The sequence below is a fragment of the Streptomyces sp. P13-3-3 genome, assembly GCF_050571355.1.
GTDB lineage: Bacteria > Actinomycetota > Actinomycetes > Streptomycetales > Streptomycetaceae > Streptomyces > Streptomyces althioticus.
In genome coordinates this window covers 2,388,822-2,410,804 of record NZ_CP192228.1, presented here as the reverse complement: position 1 = coordinate 2,410,804, position 21,983 = coordinate 2,388,822, and the positions used below count along the sequence as shown (strand labels likewise).

The window sequence follows — 21,983 nt, the reverse complement described above, 5'->3', positions numbered from 1 at the left end:
GTCAGGCGTTACGGCTCAGGCGAGGTCGCGCTTGGCCGCGATCTTCGACGACAGGCTGTAGATGTCGATGAAGCCCTTGGCCGCGGCCTGGTCGAAGGTGTCGCCCGTGTCGTAGGTGGCCAGGTTGAAGTCGTACAGGGACGACTCCGAGCGCCGGCCGGTGACGACGGCGCGGCCGCCGTGCAGGGTCATCCGGATGTCGCCGTTGACGTGCTGGTTGGCCTCGGCGATGAAGCCGTCGAGGGCGCGCTTCAGCGGGGAGAACCACTGGCCGTCGTAGACCAGCTCGCCCCAGCGCTGCTCGACCTGCCGCTTGTAGCGGGCCAGCTCGCGCTCGACCGTGACGTTCTCCAGCTCCTGGTGGGCGGTGATCAGGGCGATCGCGCCGGGAGCCTCGTAGACCTCGCGGGACTTGATGCCGACGAGACGGTCCTCGACCATGTCGATCCGGCCGATGCCCTGGGCGCCGGCGCGCTCGTTGAGCTGCTGGATCGCCTGGAGGACGGTGACGGGCTTGCCGTCGATGGCGACCGGGACGCCCTCCTTGAAGGCGATGACGACCTCGTCGGGCTCGCGGGCCACGGCCGGGTTCTGGGTGTACTCGTACACGTCCTCGATGGGCGCGTTCCAGATGTCCTCGAGGAAGCCGGTCTCGACGGCGCGGCCGAAGACATTCTGGTCGATGGAGTACGGGGACTTCTTGGTGGTGGCGATCGGCAGGCCCTTGGCCTCGCAGAAGGCGATGGCCTTGTCACGGGTCATCGCGTAGTCCCGGACCGGGGCGATGCACTTCAGGTCGGGGGCGAGAGCGACGATGCCGGCCTCGAAGCGGACCTGGTCGTTGCCTTTGCCGGTGCAGCCGTGGGCGACGGTGGTGGCGCCGTGCTTCTGCGCGGCGGCGACGAGGTGCTTGACGATCGTCGGCCGGGACAGCGCGGAGACCAGCGGGTAGCGGTCCATGTAGAGGGCGTTGGCCTTGATCGCCGGGAGGCAGTACTCCTCGGCGAACTCGTCCTTCGCGTCCGCGACCTCGGCCTCGACGGCACCGCAGGCGAGCGCGCGCTTGCGGATGACGTCCAGGTCCTCGCCGCCCTGGCCGACGTCGACCGCAACGGCGATGACCTCGGCGCCCGTCTCCTCGGCGATCCAGCCGATGGCGACGGAGGTGTCCAGACCGCCTGAGTAGGCGAGTACGACGCGCTCGGTCACGGGTTTCTCCTCACAGTGCATTCGCTGACATGCATGAGTATGCAGGACTCCGCATGATTCGTCAATTCCCCAGGTCGCGGGGTGCCTGCCGGGACCGCGACGAAGCGATGTGGCACGGAAGGTGAACGCGGGAAACCGCTTGCGCGTATGACTCGCCGGACGCAGGCGCCGCGTCGCTCCACCCGAGACACCCCCGACCCCGAGTGAGGCATCCGCATGTCCAGGGCTCTTCCGAAGTACAACAAGCGCCGTGTCGGCCTGGCCGGCGGCGCCGCCGCGGTGGCACTGACCGGCGCCGTGATCGCGGGCACCGCGCTCGCGGGCGAGTCGTCCGAGGGCGGTGGCGCGGACGCCAGGACCCTGGCCGGACCGGGCACGATCTCCTGCCCGGACGTCGCCTCGCGGCTTCCCGCGATCCCTGCCTCCGCCCAGGACGAGGTCACCCGCAACCTGGCCCAGCTCGACCAGCAGGTCGCCGAGGCGAACAAACGACTCGTCGACACCGTCGGCCAGGGCGGACCCAACTTCGTCCAGAACGCCATCCTCGGCCCCCTCGAGGACAAGCGGACCGCCACCGTCAACCGCATCGCCACCGCCATCGGCCGCACCGCCGACCGCCCCGCCGGCCTCGACTCCCTCGCCACGTGCTCCCTCGACACCCAGGGCGACCCGGCCGCTCCGGGCCAGGAGGAGACCGGCGGCGCGGAGCCCTCCGCGCCGCCGGCCGAGGACGCGGGCGGTGACGCGGGCGCGGGTCAAGGCGGGAACGCGGGCGCGGGTCAGGGCGGGGACGCCTCCGGCGTCGGCGCCATCTCCTGCCCGGACGTCGCCTCGCGGCTTCCCGCGATCCCTGCCTCCGCCCAGGACGAGGTCACCCGCAACCTGGCCCAGCTCGACCAGCAGGTCGCCGAGGCGAACAAACGACTCGTCGACACCGTCGGCCAGGGCGGACCCAACTTCGTCCAGAACGCCATCCTCGGCCCCCTCGAGGACAAGCGGACCGCCACCGTCAACCGCATCGCCACCGCCATCGGCCGCACCGCCGACCGCCCCGCCGGCCTCGACTCCCTCGCCGCCTGCACGCTCACCAAGTGACGTGACAGGCGCTGTGGCCGCCCCGTTCAAGCGCCGGCCGGGGCGGCCACGGTCATTCCTCGGAGGCGGGGCCGTCAAATGCTTAGACAGGCGAAAGATCTGCCCGGATAATCCGTGGACATGGGAAAAACGTATGAGCGCATCGACGGGCGGCTCCGCACCTTCATCGAGGAGCAGCCGGTCTTCTTCACCGCCACCGCTCCCCTGTCCGCCGACGGCACGGTCAACCTCTCCCCCAAGGGACTCAAGGGATCCTTCGCGGTCCTGGACGACCTCACCGTCGCCTACCTGGACTTCGCCGGCTCGAACGCCGAGACGGTCGCCCACCTCCGGGAGAACGGCCGGATCACCCTGATGTGGTGCGCCTTCCAGGGCCCGCCGAACATCGTGCGCGTGCACGGGCGCGGAGAGCCCGTGTTCCGCGACGACCCCAGCTTCAAGGAGCTGCTCGCCCACTTCCCCGGCATCGACCCGTGGAACCACGGCCTGCGCGCGGTCGTGGTCGTCCGTGCCGAGCTGATCCGGGACACCTGCGGCTACGCCGTGCCCTACATGGCGTACGAGGGGGAGCGAGACCTGCACGAGAGGCGTTTCGCCAGGGAGGACGACGCCTCCCTGGACGCGTACTTCACCAAGAAGGAGCACGTCGCGACGAGCCTGGACGGGCTTCCCGGGCTGCCGTTGCCGCTGCCCCCGTCCAGCATGTGAGCCATGCGCCCACGCCGTGTCACCGTCGCCGTCCTCGTGTCCCTGTCCCTGCTCTCGCTCGGCACCGCGCAGCGCCCCGCGTCGCCGCTGCCGGAGCGGATGGCGGACACCGGGGGCGGCACCCAGCTCGTCACGGCGGTCGCGGCGCGGACCGGGTCGACCACCGGCACGGTCACCTGGTGGGACCGCAAGGGCGGACGCTGGGTGGCGGCCGGGTCCGCCAAGGCCCGCTTCGGCGCGAACGGACTCACCGAGGGCACGACCCGCAAGCAGGGCACGAACACCACCCCCACCGGGCTGTACGGCCTGCCCTACGCCTTCGGCATCGAGGCGGCTCCCTCCGGCACCCGCTCCCCCTACCGCCGGGTGCGGCAGAACTCCTGGTGGTGCCAGGACAACGACTCCCGCGTCTACAACCGCTGGACCGAACCCCGCGCGGCCGACTGCCGGGCGAGCCAGGCCGAGCACCTCGTCACCTACCGCACGCAGTACGCGCACGCCCTGGTCGTGGACTTCAACTACCACCGTCCGGTGCGCGGCCGGGGCGCGGGCATCTTCCTGCACGTCAACGGCCGGGGCGCGACGGCGGGTTGCGTGTCCGTGCCGAAGAGCGCGATGCGGAAGATCCTGCGCTGGGCGAACCCCGCGCGGGCCCCGCACCTCGCGATCGGCACGACCGGGGGGCGCACCGCGATCACCCGCTACTGAAACGGGCGACGAATCCACGGTTTCCGCTGAACACCTCCGCGTGGCGGCACGTATGTGAGGGCCAAGGGCCAAGTCCCACGGAGGAACCGTGACCACCACGCTCGCCGGCGGCCGTGCCGCCCGCCGCCAGACGATGCGCCGCATCCGTCCGCGCCGCTCCCCCGCCGTGCCGCTGCTGCTCGCCGTGGGCGCGGGCGCGGTGGCCGTGCTGTGGCTCTGGTGGACGAGCACGCCGTCCATCGCGGACACCACCGGGAAGATCATCGCCGCGGGCCGGATCACCGGTCTGCTCGCCGGCTATCTGATGGCTCTTGTCGTGCTCCAGATGGCGCGGGTGCCCGCGCTGGAGCGGCGGGTGGGCTCGGACCGGGTCGCCCGCTGGCACGCGATGAGCGGCCGTTACACCGTCAGCCTGGTGATCGCCCACGTCTTCCTGATCATGTGGGGCTACGCCCGGCAGGCCGGCAGGACCCTCGCCGACGTCGCGTCCCAGACGATCACCTCCGTCAACACGCTGCCGGACATGGGCAAGGCCGCCATCGGCACCGGCCTGCTGTTCGTGATCGCGCTCCTGTCCATCGGCCCGGTCCGCCGCAAGCTGCCGTACGACGGCTGGTACCACGTGCACCTGCTGACGTACGCGGCGGTGTTCCTGACGTTCTGGCACCAGATCACCACGGGCAACGAGTTCGCCGTCACCCCGTCCGCGAAGACCTTCTGGTACGGCCTCTACGGCGCCGTGACCGCGCTGGTCCTGTGGTACCGGATCCTCACCCCGATCCGGCTGAACCTGCGCCACCGGATGCGGGTCCAGGCGGTCATCGAGGAGACGCCGGGCGTCGTGTCGGTGCTGATCGGCGGACGCCGGCTGCACCGGATGGGCGCCGAGGCGGGGCAGTTCTTCCGCTGGCGGTTCCTGGCGCCCGGGATGCGGTTCAGCTCCCACCCGTACTCGCTGTCCGCGGCGCCCCGCCCGGACATGCTGCGGATCACCGTCAAGGCGATCGGCGACCACAGCTCACGGCTGCGGGAGCTGGAGCCCGGCACCCGGGTGTGGGCGGAGGGCCCCTACGGGGCGCTGACCGCGCAGCGCCGCAGCCGCGGCAAGGTGCTGCTGGTCGCGGGCGGTGTCGGCATCACCCCGATGCGCGCCCTGTTCGAGACGCTGCCCGGCGCCTCCGGCGACATCACTCTGCTGTACCGGGCCAACAGCACCCAGGACCTGGCGCTGTGGGGCGAGCTGGCGAAGATCGCCGACGAGCGCGGGGCCCGGCTGATGTACGCGGTGAACAGCCCCGACGGGGAGCGCCCCGACATCTCGGCGGAGAGTCTGCGCCGCAAGATCCCCGACGTCGACCGCCACGACGTCTTCATGTGCGGTCCGCCCGGATTCGCCCAGCAGGTGTACGCGGCACTGCGGGACGCCGGGGTGCCCGCGCGCCGGATCCACCACGAGTCGTTCGAGATGTGAGCGGCGGGCCGTCGGCCCCGGTCGCCCGTTACCCATCAGGAGCTTGAGAAGCGATGAGGAAGAGTCACCCCGTCCGGCGCGCCGTTCTGGCGACCGCCGCCACCGTCTCCGGGATCGTGCTGCTGCTGTCGCTCAAACCCGCGTCCGACCCGGGGTCGGCCCAGGCGGCGGGCGACGCCCCGCCCGCGGCGGAGTCCGTCCAGGGCGGCGCCCGACCCATCGGGGACGGCACGGTCACCGGCGACGCGGCGCAGACCCAGTACGGGGCGGTGCAGGTACGGCTGACCGTCAGCGGCGGGAAGATCACCAAGGCCGAGGCCGTCCAGGCGCCCAAGGGCGGCCAGAGCGACCAGGTCACCTCCAACGCCGTCCCCAGGCTCAACCAGGCGGCCGTGCGGGCGCAGAGCGCGGACATCGACGCGGTGTCCGGCGCGACCTACACCAGCGCGGGCTACAAGGAGTCCCTCCAGTCGGCCCTGGACAAGGCGCGGGCCTCGGCCCCCGCCGACACCGGAGGCGGCGACGCGGCCCAGGCGAAGACCGTCACCGGTGACGTCGCGCAGACCCAGTACGGCCCGGTCCAGGTACGGATCACCGTCAGCGGCGGGAAGATCACCAAGGCCGAGGCCGTCCAGGCACCCAAGGGCGGCCAGAGCGACCAGGTCACCTCCAACGCCGTCCCCAAGCTCAACCAGGCGGCGGTGCGGGCCGGTACGGCGGACATCGACGCCGTGTCGGGCGCCACCTACACCAGCGCCGGCTACCAGGAGTCCCTCCAGTCGGCCCTGGACAAGGCCGGTGGCTGACACGGTGGCGGAACCCGTTGAGGCGCCCGCCGCGGAGCGTCGTGTGGTGGAGACGATGGGGACCGTCTTCTCCCTCGACGTCCGCGGCGGGGAACCCGGCGCGGTGCGCGCGGCGCTGGAGGAGGCCGCCGCCGGACTGCGCCGGGTGGACGAGGTGTTCAGCACCTACCGCGAGGACACCCAGATCTCCCGGCTGGCGCGCGGTGAGCTGGACGTCGGGCAGTGCGACCCCGAGGTCGCCGAGGTGCTGGAGCTGGCCGCGGAGGCGGAGCGGGTCAGCGACGGCTGGTTCAGCACGCGGTACCGGGGCCGGCTCGACCCGACCGGCATCGTCAAGGGCTGGGCCACGGAGCGCGCGGCCCGCCGGCTTCTCGCGGCCGGGGCGTCCGGCGTGAGCGTCAACGGGGGCGGCGACGTCCAGCTGCTCGGCTCGCCGGGCACGGGGCGCCCCTGGCGGGTCGGCGTGTCGGACCCGCTGCGCCCGGGAGGCCTCGCCGCGGTGGTCTCCGCCGCCGGAGCGAGGGAGCTGGCGGTTGCCACGTCCGGCACGGCGGAACGCGGCGACCACATCGTCGACCCGCGCACGGGCCGCTCGGCGGTGACCGACCTGGTCGCGGTGACGGTCGTCGCCCCCAGCCTGACCTGGGCGGACTGCTGGGCCACGGCGGCCTTCGCGATGGGCTCCCGGGAGGGCCTGAGCTGGCTGGAGGCCCTCCCCGACACGGAGGCCCTCCTGATCACGGCGGGCGACGAGGTCCGTTGCACAGCACACCTCGCCCGGTGGCTGGGCTGACGAGCACCCCCCAAGGGGCGCGGGGAACTGCGCGCCCGGCCACGCACCGGGCCGCACCCGGCACGCAACAGACACTGGCACCCCGGTGGCCGTACGGGGATGCGGTGCAGGCCCGCTGGAGGGTGCCGCCTGCGCCCCGTAAGGGGCGCGGGGAACTGCGCGCCCAGCCACGACGTGACCGCACCCGGCACACAACAGACACTGGCACCCCGGTGGCCGCACGGGGGTGCCACCTGCACCCCCCAAGGGGCGCGGGGAACTGCGCGCCCAGCCACGCACCGGGCCGCACCCGGCGTGCAACAGGTCCCAGAACCCCGGTGGCCGCACGCGGATGCGGCACAGGCCCGCTGGAGGATGCCGCCTGCACCCACCCGTGCCGCCCCGAGCGGCACGACTGCCCGCAGTCGGCGGCGTCCTCCGGGCACGCGGCCAGCCCCTCAGCCCCCGTTCTGGGCCAACCGCAGCAGGTGATCGGCGAGAGCCTGCCCACCCGTAGGCTCCCGGCTGATCAGCAACAACGTGTCATCCCCGGCGATGGTGCCGAGAATGTCGTGCAACTCGGCCTGATCGATGGCGGACGCCAAGAACTGTGCCGCCCCCGGAGGCGTCCGCAGCACGACGAGATTCGCGGAGGCTTCCGCGGAGATCAGCAGCTCCTGCGAGAGCCGCCGCATCCGCTCCTCCTTCGCCGACTCCCCCAGCGGCGCCCGCGGCGTACGGAACCCGCCCTCGCTCGGCACGGCGTAGATCAGATCGCCGTCGTTGTTGCGGATCTTCACCGCGTTCAGCTCGTCGAGGTCCCGGGAGAGCGTCGCCTGGGTGACGCTCAGCCCGTCGTCGGCGAGCAGCTTCGCGAGCTGGCTCTGCGACCGCACCGGCTGCCGGTTGAGGATGTCCACGATCCGGCGGTGCCGCGCGGTGCGCGTCTGCGGCACGGCGGGACCGGCCTGCCCGCCCTGATCCGCCGTACGCCCCTGGTCCTGCTCCTGGCTCATCGTCGTCTCATTCTCCGGATCGTCCTTCCCCACCCGCGCGACCGGCGGCGTCCAGGATGCCGGGCAGCGCCCCGAGGAGCGCGGCCACCGCGTCGTCCCCGAGGTTCAGCGGCGGCATGAGCCGTACGACGTCGGGGGCGGCGGCGTTCACGAGGAACCCGGCGTCCTGAGCCGCCTGTTGCGCCTGGGGCGCGAGCGGCTCGGTGAGCACGATACCCAGGAGCAGGCCCGCTCCCCGGACGTGGTCGATCAAGGCGTGCCCGAGGCCCTCGATCCCCTCGCGCAGCTTCTCGCCCTGCCGCTTGGCGTTCTCCAGCAGTCCGTCGCCGGCGATGGTGTCGAGCACCGCGAGTCCTGCGGCGCAGGCGACCGGGTTGCCGCCGAAGGTCGTGCCGTGGTGGCCGGGCTGCAGCAGCTGGGCGGCGCGGCCGAAGGCGACGGTGGCGCCGAGCGGCAGTCCGCCGCCGAGCTGCTTGGCGAGGGTGACGACGTCCGGCAGGACGCCCTCGTGGGCCTGATAGGCGAACCAGACGCCGGTCCGCCCGACGCCGGTCTGCACCTCGTCCAGCACGAGCAGCGCGCCCTTGGCGGCCGTGATGGCGCGGGCGGCCTTGAGGTAGCCGGAGGGCGGGACGACGACGCCGAGCTCGCCCTGGATGGGTTCGAGGATGACGAGGGCCGTGTCCTCGGTGACGGCCGCGTCCAGCGCCTGGGCGTCGCCGAACGGCACGTGGGTGACGTCTCCGGGCAGCGGCAGGAACGGTTCCCGCTTGCCGGCCTGCCCGGTGAGCGCGAGGGCGCCCATGGTGCGGCCGTGGAAGGCGCCCTCGGTGGCGACCACGTGGGTGCGTCCGGTGAGCCGGCCGATCTTGAAGGCGGCCTCGTTGGCCTCCGCGCCGGAGTTGCAGAAGAAGACCCTGCCGTCCCGGCCGAAAAGCTGGAGCAGCCGTTCGGCGAGGGCGACGGTCGGTTCGGCGAGGAAGAGGTTGGAGATGTGGCCGAGGGAGGAGATCTGCCGGGTGACGGCCTCGACGATCGCCGGGTGGCCGTGGCCGAGGGCGTTGGTGGCGATGCCGCCGACGAAGTCCAGGTACTCCGTGCCGTCGGCGTCCCAGAGTCGCTGGCCCTCGCCGCGCACGAGGGGGATGCGGGGCGTGCCGTAGTTGTTCATCAGCGCGCCCTGCCACCGGGCGGTCAGTTCCGCGTTGCTCACGACTCCCCCTGTTCGTCGGGCACGACCATGGTGCCGATGCCCTCGTCCGTGAAGATCTCCAGCAGGATCGAGTGCTGGACCCGGCCGTCGATGACGCGGGCGGTGTTCACGCCGTTGCGTACGGCGTGCAGACAGCCCTCCATCTTGGGCACCATGCCGGAGGACAGCTCCGGCAGGAGCTTCTCGAGCTGGGACGCGGTGAGACGGCTGATCACCTCGTCGCTGTTCGGCCAGTCCTCGTAGAGGCCCTCGACGTCCGTGAGGACCATGAGGGTTTCGGCGCCCAGAGCAGCAGCGAGTGCCGCAGCCGCCGTATCAGCATTGACGTTGTAGACATGGTGGTCGTCCTGGGAGCGGGCGATCGACGAGACGACCGGGATGCGGCCGTCGGCGAGCAGGGCCTCGATGGCGCCCGTGTCGATCTCGGTGATCTCACCGACCCGCCCGATGTCGACCAGTTCCCCGTCGATCTCGGGCTGGTGCTTGACGGCGGTGAGGGTGTGCGCGTCCTCGCCGGTGAGGCCGACGGCGAGCGGTCCGTGCCGGTTGAGGAGGCCGACCAGCTCGCGCTGGACCTGCCCGGCGAGCACCATCCGTACGACGTCCATGGCGTCCTCGGTGGTGACGCGCAGGCCGGCCTTGAACTCGCTGACGATGCCGTGGGTCTCCAGCGCGCGGCTGATCTGCGGGCCGCCGCCGTGCACGACGACGGGCTTGAGTCCGGCGTGCCGCAGGAAGACGACGTCCTGGGCGAAGGCGGCCTTCAGGTCCTCGTCGACCATGGCGTTGCCGCCGAACTTGATGACGACGGTCTTTCCGTGGTGCCGGGTGAGCCAGGGCAGCGCCTCGACGAGGATCTGCGCCTTGGGCAGCGCGGTGTGTTTACGGGTGACGGTCATGAGGAGTAGGCGCTGTTCTCGTGGACGTAGTCGGCGGTGAGGTCGTTGGTCCAGATGGTGGCGGTGGCGTCACCGGCGGACAGGTCGGCGACGATGTGCACCTCGCGGTAGCGCATGTCGACCTTGTCCCGGTCCTCGCCGACGCCGCCGTTCTTGCACACCCAGACGCCGTTGATGGCGACGTTGAGCCGGTCGGGCTCGAAGGCGGCCTTCGTGGTGCCGATGGCGGAGAGGACACGGCCCCAGTTGGGGTCCTCGCCGTGGACGGCGCACTTGAGGAGGTTGTTGCGGGCGATGGAGCGGCCCACCTCGACGGCGTCGTCCTCGGTCGCGGCGTTGATCACCTCGACCTTGATGTCCTTGCTGGCGCCCTCGGCGTCGCGGATGAGCTGCTGGCCCAGGTCGTCGCACACCTGCCGTACGGCCTCGGCGAAGTCGTCGTAGGCCGGGGTGACGCCGGAGGCGCCGGAGGCGAGGAGCAGCACGGTGTCGTTGGTGGACATGCAGCCGTCGGAGTCGACGCGGTCGAAGGTGACCTTGGTGGCGTCGCGGAGCGCCTTGCCCAGGGTCTCGCCGTCGACGTCGGCGTCGGTGGTGAGGACGACGAGCATGGTGGCGAGGCCGGGGGCGAGCATGCCCGCGCCCTTGGCCATGCCGCCGACGGTCCAGCCGTCCTTGCCGGCCACGGACGTCTTGTGGACGGTGTCGGTGGTCTTGATGGCGATGGCGGCCTTCTCGCCGCCGTGCTCGGAGAGCTGCCCGGCGGCGGTCTCGACGCCGGGGAGCAGCTTGTCCATGGGGAGGAGGACGCCGATGAGGCCGGTGGAGCAGACGGCGACCTCGCCGGCGCCGACGCCGAGCACCTCGGCGGCCTTCTCGGCGGTGGCGTGGGTGTCCTGGAAGCCCTTGGGGCCGGTGCAGGCGTTGGCGCCGCCGGAGTTGAGGACGACGGCGGCGAGCTGCCCGCTCTTGAGGACCTGCTCGGACCAGAGCACGGGGGCGGCCTTCACGCGGTTGGCGGTGAAGACGCCGGCGGCGGCGCGTCGGGGGCCGTTGTTGACCACGAGGGCCAGGTCGGGGTTGCCGTTCTCCTTGATCCCGGCGGCGATGCCCGCCGCCGTGAATCCCTTTGCTGCCGTCACACTCACGGCGCAACTCCGATCGTCGAAAGCCCGGTGGTCTCGTCGAGACCCAGGGCGATGTTCATGCTCTGGACGGCACCGCCCGCGGTGCCCTTGGTGAGGTTGTCGATGGCGCTGATCACGACGATCCGGCCGGCGGCCGTGTCGTGGGCGACCTGCACCTGGACGGCGTTGGAGCCGTACACGGAGGCGGTGGCGGGCCACTGTCCCTCGGGGAGCAGGCGCACGAACGGTTCGTCGGCGTACGCCTTCTCGTAGGCGGCGCGCACGGATTCGGCGGTGACGCCGGGCTTCGCCTTCGCGGAGCAGGTGGCGAGGATGCCGCGGGGCATCGGCGCCAGGGTCGGCGTGAAGGAGACGGTGACGCGCTCGCCGGCCGCCGCGCTGAGGTTCTGGATCATCTCGGGGGTGTGCCGGTGCCCGCCGCCCACGCCGTACGGCGACATGGAGCCCATGACCTCGCTGCCCAGCAGGTGCGGCTTGGGCGACTTGCCCGCGCCGGAGGTGCCGGACGCGGCGACGACCACGGCCTCGGCCTCGGCGAGTCCCGCGGCGTAGGCCGGGAACAGGGCGAGGGAGACGGCGGTGGGGTAGCAACCGGGCACCGCGACACGCTTGGACCCCTCCAGCGCGGCGCGGCCACCCGGCAGTTCGGGCAGGCCGTAGGGCCAGGTGCCGGCGTGCGGGGAGCCGTAGAAGGCCTCCCAGTCGGCGGCGTCCTTCAGGCGGAAGTCGGCGCCCATGTCGATCACGAGCACCTCGTCGCCGAGCTGCTCGGCGACGGCGGCGGACTGGCCGTGCGGCAGCGCGAGGAACACGACGTCGTGCCCGGCGAGCGCCTCGGGGGTGGTGGGCTCCAGCACCCGGTCGGCCAGCGGCAGCAGGTGCGGCTGGAGCGCGCCCAGACGCTGTCCGGCGTTGGAGTTGCCGGTCAGGGCGCCGATCTCGACCTCGGGGTGCGTCAGGAGCAGACGCAGCAGCTCACCGCCCGCGTACCCGCTCGCTCCGGCCACCGCCGCACGTACCGCCATGGAAAACCCTCCTCCTGGATGGCATGACTATACGTATCCATGCACGTTTATGCAACGCGGTCATGCATAAGGCCTCGGACACGGGTCGTTTCTAGGACGCGGCCAGGACCAGGAGGGCGACGATCACCGCGAGGGGTGCGACCAGGAGGGCGGCCAGGTGGCCGAGCAGGGCGCGGAACATGCCGAGCACCGCGTACAGCGCCGCTCCGCCCAGCAGCCAGCACCCGAAGAGCCGCAGCGCCAGTTCCTCCGCCGCGTTCTCCTCCTCACGCGTGGTGGGGTTGCCGATGCCGCCGATCGCCAGCCACAGCAGCACCACGCCGACCAGGACGCTCACCGCGCCGGCGAAGGGGGCGACGGCCCTGTCGGACCACCGCACCCGCTTCCAGACCGCTATGCCGTTCATAGGGACCAGAGCCTAACGCGAGGGGCCGGTGTCACCACCGGTCGATCCTCATGAACGTCACCGAGTGCGGCGGGAACGTGTACTCGCGCCGATGTCCTCAGCGAAGCGGAAGTACTCGTAATAGCCGAGTTCGCCGTACATCGTGTCGTCGATCGCCGGGCCCCGGGTGCCGGTGTCGACGGTGATCGTGTAGCCGGTGACGGCCTCCGCGTGGGAGGGGGCCGGCAAGAGGACGGTGGCGGTCAGCAGGGCCGTGCCCGCGAGGAGGGCGGTGCGTGACATGGGTACTCCGCGGCTCTGGAGGAGATGGGAGGTCGTTCGAAATATCGGAGACTGTGCAGCACTTCGAACGGCAAGATAGGAGGGGGCAGGAGCACGTCAATGGGTCGTGCGACACCGGAGAGCAGGGAGAACGGGGCACCATGGGCGAGTTCTGGCCGGTACCCGACGTACTGGCGTACCTGAGCGGCGCCTGGCGGGCCGAGCGCGTCGTGCGGAACCTGGCGAGCGGCGACGAGGGACGGTTCTTGGGCACGGTGGAGTTCGGGCCGCTCGAGGACGGCGAGGGCCTGCTCCAGCGGGAGTCCGGTGACTTCACCTGGCGGGGCGTCACCCGTCCCGCCGAGCGCACGCTCCGCTTTCTACGGGACCAGGAGGGCACGGCGGACGTGCGGTTCGCGGACGGACGCTTCTTCCACGGCCTGGACCTCAGGTCCGGCCGGCACGTCGCCGACCACCCCTGCTCGGCCGACCTCTACCAGGGCGAGTTCACCGTCCGCGACGAGGACCACTGGCGCGTCGTGTGGCGGGTGCGCGGCCCGGCGAAGGACCTGGAACTCGTCACCGACCACACCCGCGCCGACGGGGCATAGGCCCGCATGCGCCCGCCTGGCACAGCCCCGACGCGGGCTCCGGCAGCCGGGCGGCCCGGCGACGCCGGATCGTCGGCGGCGACCGCCCGTCGGTGTTCACGGAGGGGCGGGCGGCGCCCTGCGGACACGTAGGGCGCGAGGCGGACCGTATGCGCAGGGCGTGCTCCCGCCGGCGGGAGCGCGCCCTCGTACGGAGAGGTGAACGGGGCCGGCATGCCGACAGCCCTGTGCCGACGGGACGCCGCGCCCCTGCGGCGGCCGCGCGGACGCCTGAGTGCTGTCGGTCCCGGCGACGCGGCCTGCCGTCACGCCGGCCCCCGGCCTGCGGCACGGGCACGGGCCGCAGACCGTGACGGCCGGCGGCGCCGACGGGACGGCCGTGCCACTCCGGACAGACGTGACCGCACCGGGACAACCATGACCGCGGTGGGGCGGCCGTCGCGAGCGGCGCCGGTCAGGAGACCTTGGTGAACGTCCAGGTCTGCACGGCTCCGGACGTGGCGGGACGCTGGGTGAGCGGTGCGCCGTCGGCGGTGGACGCGGCGGTCAGGAGCAGGCCGCTGGACTGGGCGGCGAGGGTGTATCCGCCGCCGTCCTTGGCGGTGGCGATCCAGCGCTGGTTGGACGCGCCGCTGCACGGCCACTGGATGACGGCGGCCCCGGACGACCTGGAGTTGTCACGGATGTCCGCGCACAGCCCCGAGTTGACGTTCCTCAGTTCGTACGTGCCGTCCGAGTGGGCGGTCACCGTCCACTTCTGGTTCTGGCCGCCGTGCCAGGGCCAGACCGTGAGTTGGGTCCCCTGCGTGGTGGAGTTGGCCGGGACGTCGATGGCCTGGGTGCCCGCCGAGATGCGGTGGACGCCGTTCACGGGACCCTGTGCGGGAGTACACGTGGTGGACAGCTGGTGGGCGCCCCGGTCGGGGGCGCAGCCGGCCGGCACCGGGTTGCCGAAGTAGTCACGCGTCGCGGATGAGGTCATGACCACGCCGTTGGCCAGCGCGGGCGAGCCCGTCCGGAGTCGGTAGCCGTCCACGTCGGTCCGGGAGGTGGCCGTGCCGGGCGCGGTGAGCAGAGGGTCGGCGGTCACCTTGCGGGCGTCCGCCGGCTCCCCGGCGGGGTGGTTGCCGTGGAAGACGTTCGCGTCGAAGGTGAGGGTGCCCGCGTTGAGGTAGGCGGCCTGGGTCGTGGCGACGTGGAAGACGTTGTTGCGGAAGGCGGCGTTGTCGCCGGTGGAGCCGTTGGCGTTGTTGATGACGTCGACCGGCCTGGACAGGTAGAAGGTGTTGTTGTAGATCTGCGTGTTCGTCGTCCTGGCGCAGACCATGTCGAAGAGCTGTCCGCCGTCGTTCTGACTGATGTTGTAGCGCACGACGTTGTCGGCGGTGGTCGAGCCCGAGCCGTTGCACAGGAGGATGAAGCCACCCTCGTTGTCGTGGCTGTAGTTGTACTGGTAGACGGTGCCGATGTTGGCCTCGTCGATGTCCAGGCCCTGGCCGTCGCACTCGCTCTTGCCGCCGCTGACCTCGTTGTACTGGTACAGGGCGCGGTTGGTGTTCCAGCCCCACACGCCGGCCGCGCAGTGGGCCGGTTCACGCTCGCGGAAGCCGTCGACCCTGTTGTACTCGACGAGGGCGCCCTCGGTGTGGTGGGGCACGATGGCGTCGCCCCCGATGTCCGAGACGGTGTTGCCGCGGATGACGACGCGGGTCTGCGGCGTCCAGGTCCCGCACGTGGAGCCGCAGTTGGGATTGTTCAGCTCCGGGCGCTGCATCCAGCGGGTCCAGAAGTGGATGCCGTAGCGGTCCACCGTCCTGACCGTGTTGCCCTCGACGACGACGTCGTCGAACTTGGTGGCCCTGGTGTTGCCGAGGACCTCGAAGAAGATTCCCGCGCTGGCGTCGTCGTCCTTCTTCGTCTGGTTGCCGTTGATGTCGTGGATGTCGAGTCCGCTGACGCGGTAGTACGTGCCGGTCCCCGAGTCGGTACGGGTGATGTGCACACCGCGCCGGGTCGCGGCGGTGTCGCCCTTGTTGGAGATGTCGAGGTTGCGTATCTCCCAGTACTGACGCTGCCCAGCTTCGCCGCCCAGGGGGCGCTGCAGGACGTCGCCGAGTACGCCTCCCCCGCGAAGGACGACTTCCAGGAAGCGGCCTGGACCTCGGTGACCCTCGGCGACCAGGTCTACGGCGCGCCCGTGGACACCGGCCCGATGGTGATGTTCTACAACAAGGAGGTCTTCGACTCGCTCGACCTCGCGCCCCCCGCGACCTGGGCGGAGTACGAGAAGGCGGCCAGGAAGATCCACGCCTCCGGCCCTCGCCGGTACATCTCGTCGCCCTACCTGGACTACGACTACGCGGGCCTCGCCTGGCAGGCGGACGCCGGCTGGTTCGGCGTCAAGGACGACGCCTGGCAGGTGACCATCGGCTCGCAGGCCAACCGGAAGGTCGCCGACTGCTGGCAGGGTCTGGTGGACGAGGGGCTGGTCAGCGGCGCCCCGATGTACGACCAGGCCTGGTACACCGGTCTGGGCAACGGTGACATCGCCACCGTCGTGGGCGCGGTGTGGCAGGCCGGCGTCATCAAGGGCGGCGCGGCCAAGGGGTCGGGCAAGTGGGCGGTGGCTCCGATGCCGCAGTGGACCGAGGGAGGCGACCAGGTCGGCAACGCCGGAGGGTCCGCCACCGCCGTCCTCGACGGTTGTGACGCGCCGGAGGCCGCCTGGGAGTTCGCGCACTGGCTCAGCACCGACCGGAAGGCGTTCGGCGCGCTCGTCGACGAGGCGGGGCTCTACCCGGCCGCGAAGGACCTGCTCGACCTCCCCCAACTGAAGGCCGGGGACCCGTACTTCGGCGGGCAGAAGATCTACGACGTCGTCGCCCAGGCGTCCCCGCACGTCAACTCCTCCTGGACCTGGGGCCCGCTGATGACCAGGACCGCGGCCGACCTCAACGACGGTCTCGGCAAGGCGTGGGCGGGCAAGGGCACGCTCGCCGGCGCGTTGGAGGCCACGCAGCGGGCGACGGTGAACGAGATGAGGAAGCAGGGCCTGGAGGTGGCCGAGTGACCGGCCGGCCACCCCGACGCGACCACGAGCCCACGCGGTACAGCCACTCACAGTGAGGATCAGCTCCGTGACCGACGCCGCCGCCCCGGCGGACACCCGAAGCAGCAGCGAAGGGGCCACCGGCGGACCGCCGCCCGCCGGTTCCCGCCGCGCTCCCGCAGGTCCGCGTCAGCGCCGGCGGGGCTCGCGGAGCCCCTTGCTGTTCTGCGCCCCGTTCGTCGTCCTCTTCCTCGGCATGTACGTCGCGCCGATCGTCTACGCCGCGGTGAAGAGCCTGTACACCGTCCGGCGGTCGGGGCTCGGACTGACGCCCCCGACCGAGGAGTTCGACCCGTTCGGCAACTACGGGCGGGCCCTCGACGACGGCGCGTTCCTCTCCTCCCTCGGCCGGATCGCCCTGTTCGGCGTGGTCCAGGTCCCCGTGATGCTGGGCGTGGCCCTCGTCCTCGCCCTTCTGATCGACTCCCGGTCCGCGCGCGGCAAGGGCTTCTTCCGCCTCTCCGGCTTCCTGCCCTACGCGATCCCCGGGGTGAGCGCCGCCCTCGTCTGGTCGTTCATGTACTCACCGCAGTCGAGCCCGGTCAACCGGATGCTGGAGCCGCTGGGGTTCACCGTCCCGTTCTTCGACAGCGACCTGGTGCTGTGGTCGGTGGCGAACATCGTCACCTGGAGCTGGACCGGCTACAACATGATCATCATCTACGCGGCACTGCAGTCCATCCCCGCGGAGGTGCTGGAGGCCGCCCGGATGGACGGCGCGTCGGCCGTGCGCATCGCCTGGAGCATCAAGGTGCCGGCGGTACGCGGCGCGCTGGTGCTCACCGCCGTCTTCTCGATCATCGGCTCGGCCCAGCTCTACAACGAGCCGGTGGTGCTCCAGCCCGTCTCCGACGGCGCGGTCTCCTCGACGTTCACCCCGATCATGTCCGCGCAGAGCGCGATCGCGGCGGGCAACTATCCGTACGCGGCGGCCCAGTCCGTTCTCCTCGCCGTACTGGTGGGTGTCGTGTCGTTCGTCTTCTTCAAGTTCACCACCCGGGGAGAGCAGGAATGAGCACGACCACCACGAGACCGTCCGTGATCCGCCCCCGGCGTGACACGAGTCTGCCGAGCCGGGTCGTGGTCACCGCCCTGCTGGGCCTGTCGGCCTTCTACTTCCTGCTGCCCCTGTGGTGGCTGCTGGTGTCCGCCACGAAGCCGTTCGGCGAGCAGTTCTCCGGCACCGGCCTCTGGTTCGACGGTTTCGGGCTCTTCGACAACATCGCGCGGCTCGGCAGCCAGGACGGCGGCATCTTCTGGCGCTGGATGCTCAACAGTGTGCTCTACTGCGGCGTCGGAGCACTGGTGGGCACGGTGTTCTCGGCCCTGGCCGGCTACGTCCTGGCCAAGTACCGCTTTCCCGGGCGAGGGCTGCTGTTCGGCGTGGTGCTGGCGGCGGTGCTCATCCCGAAGGTGCTGTTCACCCTCCCGCTGTACCTGATGTTCTCCGGCGTGGGGCTGATCGACAACCCGCTGGCCGTGCTGCTGCCCAGCGTGGTCAGTCCGTTCGGTGTCTACCTCTGCCGGGTGTTCGCCGCGCAGAGCGTCCCGGACGAGGTACTGGAAGCCTGCCGGATCGACGGCGCGAGCGAGTTCCGCATCTTCCGCTCCGTCTCGGTGCGGATGATGCTGCCCGCCCTGGTGACCATCCTGCTGTTCCAGTTCGTGGAGATCTGGAACAACTACCTGCTGCCCGCGATGGTCCTCGGCGACGACCGGCTCCAGCCCGTCACGGTGGGCCTGGTCGGCTGGAACGCCAGCCATGTCGCCGTACCGCCCGCGCTCGTGGTCGTGGGCTCGCTCGTGTCCATCGTCCCCCTCCTGCTCGCCTTCCTCTCACTGCAGCGGTTCTGGCGCGCGGGCATGACCGCGGGAGCCTTGAAATGACCGTCTCCGAGCGCGGCGCCGTGGGACACGGATCCCTTGCCGGCGAACCGCCCGCCCTCACCTTCACGGACGGGGTGCTGCTGCGCGAGGGGCGCCCGCACCGCGTCCTGGCGGGCTCCCTGCACTACTTCCGTGTCCATCCCGACCAGTGGGCCGACCGGCTCCGGAGGCTGTCCGCCCTCGGACTCAACACCGTGGACACCTACGTGCCCTGGAACTTCCACGAGCGCGGCCGGGGTGACGTCGACTTCGCGGGCCCGCGCGACCTGGAACGCTTCGTGCGGCTCGCCCAGGAGGAGGGACTGGACGCCATCGTGCGGCCTGGCCCCTACATCTGCGCGGAATGGGACAACGGCGGGCTGCCCGCCTGGCTCACGGACACTCCCGGCATGCGGCTGCGGACCTCCCATCCGCCCTTCCTGGAGGCGGTGGGCCGCTGGTTCGACGAGCTGATCCCCCGGATCGCCGCCCTCCAGGCCGGCCGGGGCGGTCCGGTGGTGGCCGTGCAGATCGAGAACGAGTACGGCAGCTACGGCGACGACCACTCCTACGTCCGCTGGGTGCGGGACGCGCTGGCCGGGCGGGGGATCACGGAACTCCTCTACACGGCCGACGGCCCGACGACGCTGATGCAGGACGGCGGCTCCCTGGCCGGGGAACTGGCGGCCGCCACGTTCGGTTCCCGACCCGCTCAGGCAGCGGCCCTGCTGCGGGCACGACGGCGGGGCGAGCCCTTCTTCTGCGCGGAGTTCTGGAACGGCTGGTTCGACCACTGGGGGGAGCACCACCACGTGCGTTCGGCCGACAGCGCGGCGGACGCCCTGGACGGCATCCTCGCCGAGGGCGGTTCGGTGAGTCTGTACATGGCGCACGGCGGCACCAACTTCGGCCTCTGGGCGGGCGCCAATCACGACGGCGAGCGGCTCCAGCCGACCGTCACCAGCTACGACTCGGACGCGCCGGTCGCCGAACACGGGGGCCTCACCCCGAAGTTCTTCGCCCTGCGGGAGCGGCTGGCCGCCGTCGATCCCACCGTGGCGGACCGGCCCGTGCCCGCGGACCCGCCCCTGCTGGAGCCGCGCACACTGGAGCTGACCCGGCGTGCGCCCCTGCTGGAAGGGCTGCGCGCCGCGGCCGAGCCGGTACGCGCACCCGTGCCGCTGAGCTTCGGCGAACTGGGGCAGGCCGCCGGGCTGGTGCTGTACACGGCGGAACCGCTCCTCCCGCCGGAGCACGTGACCGTGTCCGTGCGGCAGCTGCACGACCGTGCGCAGGTGTTCGTCGACGGGGAACCCGTGGGCGTGCTGGACGGCGACTCCGCCTCGGTCACCGTGCGTGGCGCCGGACGACGCGTCCGGCTGGAGCTGCTGGTGGAGAACCAGGGCAGGATCAACTACGGCCCGCTGCTCGGCCAGGGGAAGGGCATCCTCGGCGGTGTGCTCGTGGACCGCCGGCAGGTGCACAACTGGAGCATGCACCGGCTGCCGCTGGACGAGTGGGCACCCGGGGACATCGCCCGGGCTGCCTCAGCCGCGGCCCCCCACGGGCGGGCGGGCTTCGCCGAGGCATGGCTGGAGGTCGCCGAGCCCGCGGACGCCTTCGTCGCCCTCCCCGGCTTCGGCAAGGGATTCCTCTGGATCAACGGAACCCTCCTGGGCCGCTACTGGGAGACCGGCCCGCAGCGGACGCTCTACCTCCCGCGGCCGCTGCTGCGCGCCGGTGAGAACACCCTGACGGTGCTGGAGACGGAGCGCTTCGGCGAACGGATCGTCCTGTGCGACCGCCCCGAGCTCGGCCCGCCGGAGGAGTACGTCGAGACGTTCGACTGACGGCGACGGTGGCCACGGCGTCGCCGCGGAGCGGCGGCGCGCACGCACCGCGGTCACGGGCGTCGCGGTGCGCCGCGCTCGTCGTCACGGGAACCCACGGGACCGCCCCGGTTCCGGACGGCGGTCCCGCCTCGGGCAAGGGAGGGTGCCGGTGCCGGGGCGGGACACCCTGGGCAAGGGAGGACCCGGGTGCCAGGAGGGAACACCCCGGGCAGGAGGCACCCCCGGGGCACGGCACACCCCAGGCAAGGGGCGGCCCCGTCGCCGCGAGACCCAGGCAAGCGGCGGCCCCGGCGCCAGGGGAACACCGCAGGCAGGAGCCGACACCGGGGGAACACCCCAGGCAGGAGGCACCCCCGGGGCACGGCACACCCCAGCCCAGGGGCGGCCCCGGCGCCGTGGGACAGCGGCGTCCGCGCAGGCGGCCGGCCGCCCGTTGCCCTGCCCGGACTCGGCAACCGCCGGTGCCGTCGGCCGCCCCGCTCGGCCGCCCCGCTCGGGCGGCCCGCACCGGGGCGGCTCACCGTCGGCGACGCGGGCCGCTGGTGCGCGGACCGGCCGGCGACCGGACCCCGTCGACCGGTACGGGCGGGTGGGCCGGGGCCCGGTCCGTCGGGCCTACGCGCGGGTGGGCTGGCCGCACACGCTCTCCAGCCGCAGGCTCCATCGCCCCGGCCGTCCGGCCACGCCGATCGTCGACAGCGAGCGGACGTCGATGCTCCAGTAGGTGGCAGGCGGGGCCTTCAGCGCGTAGACGAGCGCCGCGCGGATCACCGACGGCTCGGCCACCGCGACCACCCGGCAGCCGTCCTCGGCGGGCCGGGTGTCGAGCCAGTTGCCGACGCGTCCGATGAAGTCCAGCAGGGACTCCCCGCCGTGGGGCGTGGACCGCGGGTCGGCCAGCCAGGCGTCCACCGCCTCCGGCTCACGGGCCATCGCCTCGCCGAGGGTCAGTCCGCGCCAGCGCCCCATGTCGCAGTCGCGCAGGGCGAGCTGGACGAGCGGCGCGTAGCCGAGCCCCTCCCCGGTCGCGCGGCTGCGCGGGGCCGGGGAGCAGTAGCGCAGGTCGGCCGCGGCCAGGGGCAGCAGTTCGTGCGCGGCGCGTTGCACCTCGCTCCATCCGGCCTGGTCCAGCGGCCGGGGGTCCTCGAAGCGCTCGGACAGCACCGTGGAGCTCCCCGCCGCTGCGACGAACGTGACCCGAAGTGCCATGCGGCGATGGTCAGCCGCAGGGGTCGGCCGGTCAAGAGGTGCCGACCGGCCATGACGCTCGGTGGCGCCACCCTCACCCTCCGCCGGGGGCATACGGCACAACCCGGCCCTATGCGCCCACCGGGGCCGGCGTCAGGACTGCTCGAAGACGAGCGCCATCCACTGGTCCGGCCGCTCCAGTGGCCGGAACCCGAGGGGCGCGTACACCTCGTGCGCGTCGTGCGTGGCGAGCAGGACGCGCCGTACGCCGTACTCGCGTACCTCGTCCCGTACGGCCGTGACGAGCGCCGTGCCGAGGCCCTTGCCGCGGACGGCGGGGTCCACGTACACGTCGCACAGCCAGGCGAAGGTGGCCCGGTCGGTGATGACGCGGGCGTACGCCATCTGCGCGCCGGTGACCGTGTCGTACACGCCGAAGTTGAGCGAGCCGCCGATCGCCTTGTCCTGTGTCTCGCGGGGGCGGCCGAGGGCCCAGTACGCGTCGGTGGACAGCCACCGGTGCACCGTGCCGGCGTCGATCCGGGCGGGGTCGGTGGAGATCTCGTAGCCCTCGGGCAGGCGCGGGTCGGCAGTCATGCGCCGATGCTGGCAGCCGGTG

At 72.0% G+C, this 21,983-nt stretch carries 22 protein-coding genes; 11 read left to right on the top strand and 11 right to left on the bottom strand.

Annotated elements, in window-relative coordinates; translation table 11 throughout:
* Positions 1–15: 15 nt before the first annotated feature.
* The gene (locus ACQZOG_RS10895) at positions 16–1,209 is read right to left on the bottom strand and encodes an argininosuccinate synthase (protein WP_430741468.1); all 1,194 of its coding nucleotides are present in this window, start codon (positions 1,207–1,209) and stop codon (positions 16–18) included.
* Positions 1,210–1,425: 216 nt separating this feature from the next.
* Between ACQZOG_RS10895 and ACQZOG_RS10890 the strand changes: the two genes are divergently transcribed.
* From ACQZOG_RS10890 to ACQZOG_RS10865, 6 genes are all read left to right on the top strand, one after another.
* On the top strand, positions 1,426–2,304 hold the full coding sequence (locus tag ACQZOG_RS10890; RefSeq protein WP_430741467.1) for a hypothetical protein: 879 nt from the start codon (positions 1,426–1,428) through the stop codon (positions 2,302–2,304).
* 120 nt (positions 2,305–2,424) lie between these two features.
* Positions 2,425–3,012: a pyridoxamine 5'-phosphate oxidase family protein gene (locus ACQZOG_RS10885; protein ID WP_193469088.1), complete on the top strand. Its 588-nt coding sequence runs from the start codon at positions 2,425–2,427 to the stop codon at positions 3,010–3,012.
* A gap of 3 nt (positions 3,013–3,015) precedes the next feature.
* Positions 3,016–3,720: a L,D-transpeptidase family protein gene (locus ACQZOG_RS10880; protein ID WP_191881240.1), complete on the top strand. Its 705-nt coding sequence runs from the start codon at positions 3,016–3,018 to the stop codon at positions 3,718–3,720.
* An 88-nt stretch (positions 3,721–3,808) separates the two neighbouring features.
* The gene (locus tag ACQZOG_RS10875) at positions 3,809–5,191 is read left to right on the top strand and encodes a ferredoxin reductase family protein (RefSeq protein ID WP_430741466.1); all 1,383 of its coding nucleotides are present in this window, start codon (positions 3,809–3,811) and stop codon (positions 5,189–5,191) included.
* Positions 5,192–5,244: 53 nt separating this feature from the next.
* Positions 5,245–5,997: an FMN-binding protein gene (locus tag ACQZOG_RS10870; RefSeq protein WP_261674773.1), complete on the top strand. Its 753-nt coding sequence runs from the start codon at positions 5,245–5,247 to the stop codon at positions 5,995–5,997.
* 55 nt (positions 5,998–6,052) lie between these two features.
* The gene (locus ACQZOG_RS10865) at positions 6,053–6,790 is read left to right on the top strand and encodes an FAD:protein FMN transferase (RefSeq protein WP_397830004.1); all 738 of its coding nucleotides are present in this window, start codon (positions 6,053–6,055) and stop codon (positions 6,788–6,790) included.
* Between the two features lie 437 nt (positions 6,791–7,227).
* Here the strand turns inward: ACQZOG_RS10865 and ACQZOG_RS10860 are convergent, their stop codons facing one another.
* The 7 genes from ACQZOG_RS10860 to ACQZOG_RS10830 all read right to left on the bottom strand — a co-directional run bounded on the left by ACQZOG_RS10860 (position 7,228) and on the right by ACQZOG_RS10830 (position 12,758).
* Positions 7,228–7,785, bottom strand: coding sequence for an arginine repressor (locus tag ACQZOG_RS10860; RefSeq protein ID WP_037638667.1), 558 nt, complete (start codon positions 7,783–7,785; stop codon positions 7,228–7,230).
* 7 nt (positions 7,786–7,792) lie between these two features.
* Positions 7,793–8,998, bottom strand: a complete 1,206-nt coding sequence (locus ACQZOG_RS10855) for an acetylornithine transaminase (protein WP_430741465.1) — start codon at positions 8,996–8,998, stop codon at positions 7,793–7,795.
* Positions 8,995–9,897, bottom strand: a complete 903-nt coding sequence (gene argB / locus ACQZOG_RS10850) for an acetylglutamate kinase (protein ID WP_033275020.1) — start codon at positions 9,895–9,897, stop codon at positions 8,995–8,997. The genes ACQZOG_RS10855 and argB overlap by 4 nt, the downstream gene beginning before the upstream one ends.
* Positions 9,894–11,045 carry a bifunctional glutamate N-acetyltransferase/amino-acid acetyltransferase ArgJ gene (argJ, locus tag ACQZOG_RS10845; RefSeq protein WP_430741464.1) on the bottom strand — a complete coding sequence of 384 codons (1,152 nt, stop codon included), beginning with the start codon at positions 11,043–11,045 and terminating at the stop codon, positions 9,894–9,896. The genes argB and argJ overlap by 4 nt, the downstream gene beginning before the upstream one ends.
* Entirely contained in the window at positions 11,042–12,070 is a 1,029-nt protein-coding gene (gene argC, locus ACQZOG_RS10840; RefSeq protein WP_037638672.1) for an N-acetyl-gamma-glutamyl-phosphate reductase, read from the bottom strand. The genes argJ and argC overlap by 4 nt, the downstream gene beginning before the upstream one ends.
* A 91-nt stretch (positions 12,071–12,161) precedes the next feature.
* A complete protein-coding gene (locus tag ACQZOG_RS10835) occupies positions 12,162–12,476 on the bottom strand; it encodes a hypothetical protein (protein WP_037638674.1) in 315 nt (104 codons plus the stop codon).
* A gap of 57 nt (positions 12,477–12,533) precedes the next feature.
* Positions 12,534–12,758 (bottom strand): hypothetical protein, encoded by a 225-nt coding sequence (locus tag ACQZOG_RS10830; protein ID WP_193456960.1) that lies wholly within the window; start codon positions 12,756–12,758, stop codon positions 12,534–12,536.
* 140 nt (positions 12,759–12,898) lie between these two features.
* On the opposite strand from ACQZOG_RS10830, the gene ACQZOG_RS10825 reads away from it, so the two are divergent.
* On the top strand, positions 12,899–13,348 hold the full coding sequence (locus tag ACQZOG_RS10825) for a DUF6314 family protein (RefSeq protein WP_037638679.1): 450 nt from the start codon (positions 12,899–12,901) through the stop codon (positions 13,346–13,348).
* A gap of 454 nt (positions 13,349–13,802) precedes the next feature.
* On the opposite strand, the gene ACQZOG_RS10820 is transcribed toward ACQZOG_RS10825, so the two are convergent.
* A complete protein-coding gene (locus tag ACQZOG_RS10820; protein ID WP_058915771.1) occupies positions 13,803–15,350 on the bottom strand; it encodes an RICIN domain-containing protein in 1,548 nt (515 codons plus the stop codon).
* On the opposite strand from ACQZOG_RS10820, the gene ACQZOG_RS10815 reads away from it, so the two are divergent.
* The 4 genes from ACQZOG_RS10815 (at position 15,345) to ACQZOG_RS10800 (ending at position 20,173) form a co-directional block, all read left to right on the top strand.
* Positions 15,345–16,418, top strand: coding sequence for an extracellular solute-binding protein (locus ACQZOG_RS10815; protein ID WP_430741463.1), 1,074 nt, complete (start codon positions 15,345–15,347; stop codon positions 16,416–16,418). The genes ACQZOG_RS10820 and ACQZOG_RS10815 overlap by 6 nt on opposite strands.
* Before the next feature lie 67 nt (positions 16,419–16,485).
* The gene (locus ACQZOG_RS10810; RefSeq protein ID WP_261674776.1) at positions 16,486–17,472 is read left to right on the top strand and encodes a carbohydrate ABC transporter permease; all 987 of its coding nucleotides are present in this window, start codon (positions 16,486–16,488) and stop codon (positions 17,470–17,472) included.
* Positions 17,469–18,344 (top strand): carbohydrate ABC transporter permease, encoded by an 876-nt coding sequence (locus ACQZOG_RS10805; RefSeq protein ID WP_430741462.1) that lies wholly within the window; start codon positions 17,469–17,471, stop codon positions 18,342–18,344. The genes ACQZOG_RS10810 and ACQZOG_RS10805 overlap by 4 nt, the downstream gene beginning before the upstream one ends.
* Positions 18,341–20,173, top strand: coding sequence for a beta-galactosidase (locus ACQZOG_RS10800; protein WP_430741461.1), 1,833 nt, complete (start codon positions 18,341–18,343; stop codon positions 20,171–20,173). The genes ACQZOG_RS10805 and ACQZOG_RS10800 overlap by 4 nt, the downstream gene beginning before the upstream one ends.
* Before the next feature lie 618 nt (positions 20,174–20,791).
* On the opposite strand, the gene ACQZOG_RS10795 is transcribed toward ACQZOG_RS10800, so the two are convergent.
* On the bottom strand, positions 20,792–21,385 hold the full coding sequence (locus ACQZOG_RS10795; RefSeq protein WP_359493414.1) for a histidine phosphatase family protein: 594 nt from the start codon (positions 21,383–21,385) through the stop codon (positions 20,792–20,794).
* Positions 21,386–21,517: 132 nt separating this feature from the next.
* Positions 21,518–21,961 (bottom strand): GNAT family N-acetyltransferase, encoded by a 444-nt coding sequence (locus ACQZOG_RS10790; RefSeq protein WP_058915775.1) that lies wholly within the window; start codon positions 21,959–21,961, stop codon positions 21,518–21,520.
* Between the last annotated feature and the right edge of the window lie 22 nt (positions 21,962–21,983).